Source organism: Treponema endosymbiont of Eucomonympha sp. (assembly GCF_001028545.1).
In genome coordinates this window covers 1-780 of sequence record NZ_BBPW01000305.1, presented here as the reverse complement: position 1 = coordinate 780, position 780 = coordinate 1, and the positions used below count along the sequence as shown (strand labels likewise).

2 protein-coding genes are annotated in these 780 nt (G+C 54.1%); both read right to left on the bottom strand.

Going from position 1 to position 780, the window contains the following annotated elements; all coding sequences use genetic code 11:
- Nucleotides 1-103: 103 nt before the first annotated feature.
- Complete coding sequence (locus tag AWU74_RS06735; protein ID WP_062328667.1) at nt 104-484, bottom strand: IS5 family transposase; 381 nt, start codon at nt 482-484, stop codon at nt 104-106.
- Nucleotides 485-555: 71 nt separating this feature from the next.
- Nucleotides 556-780, bottom strand: a 225-nt coding sequence (locus tag AWU74_RS12775; protein ID WP_238580218.1) for a hypothetical protein, incomplete at its 5' end; no start/stop codon positions are given.

Here is a 780-nt window from a genome sequence, read left to right as displayed (position 1 = left end):
TCCATAAGGAGAGGCGCTTGGCTGCAGTCCGCGACAGTACCGCTTGTCACAATGCCGCCTGCCGGCATCCCGTACTCGTCGACTACCAAGTGCAATTTGCTGTTCAGCCCCCTTTTGTGCGGCTAATATCCTGAGTGCCGCCGCGTGCCCCGCATGCGTCCGCGTGCGCCTTGATATACGTCGAATCTATCATACGGATATCCCCGGCAGGCTCGCCTATTGCGGCGTCCGCCAGCCTTTTCCCTATTCCCTTGTCCCGCCAGCGGCAAAACCGCTTGTGTATGCTGTTCCAGTTCCCGAATTCCGGCGGTATGTCCCTCCACGGAGCGCCCGTGCGCGTCTGCCACGCTGCCGCGTTGATAAACAGGCGGTTATCTTTCGCCACGCCCCCGCGTTTCCCTGCCTGTCCGGGCAGCAGGTCTTTTATCCGTTCCCGCGCCTCGTCGCTTATATCGTGCCGGTGAATGCCTTCATTTCTTTTCATGCCTCTATTTTACCTCTTTTCCCCTATCCAGTCCACACTGCCTATGGTAGAGAAGGAAACGGCCTTTATCTTCATAAAACTCGGTACATTCGGCCCACGGCACCTTTTCGCCGATGGTGTTTTCTCATATAGACAAGCGCGGTTAAGTTTTCTATCTTTACGTTTCCCCGCTGCTTCGGCAGCAACGCTTCTATCCCTTTATATTGTTCTTCGCTCAATTTCATGCATGTATCATATTTTATGCAGTGTGAATACTCTATAGGCAGCGTGGGTAGTGGGGAAAATTGAAGGCCTTC